General features: G+C 50.0%; 1 protein-coding gene. It reads right to left on the bottom strand.

From position 1 onward, the window contains the following. Positions 1–298: transposase (locus SLS51_RS23550; protein ID WP_323840885.1), on the bottom strand; the 298-nt coding region annotated here is incomplete at both ends.

Raw genomic sequence — 298 nt, 5'->3', positions numbered from 1 at the left:
CACTGATGGGGCTGAATTGCTCCGCTGTCACGTTCAGGAGAGACTGTTTAGCTTCCTTGATCGTCAGGGGAACACGCGTAATAAATCGTTGTTTTTGCTGATGAAGCGAAGCGATGGTGGCTTCAGTATACAGGGCGGCATCGGCCACAAAGTAGCGGCTGTTTTGTGCCGCTTTCAGACATTGAATATGGGTTTTGATCGTCTGGGCAAAGGCTTTGGCATCATTCGTATTCCCGCTCATGGCCTGCATGTAGACAGGGATACCTGCCTGATTTTCGCAAATCAGCTCAAGGACAAC

Source organism: Photorhabdus africana (genome assembly GCF_035181445.1).
Classification (GTDB): Bacteria; Pseudomonadota; Gammaproteobacteria; order Enterobacterales; family Enterobacteriaceae; genus Photorhabdus; species Photorhabdus laumondii.
Note: the sequence above shows the minus strand (reverse complement) of the source record. Positions and strands in the feature narration are given on the sequence as shown.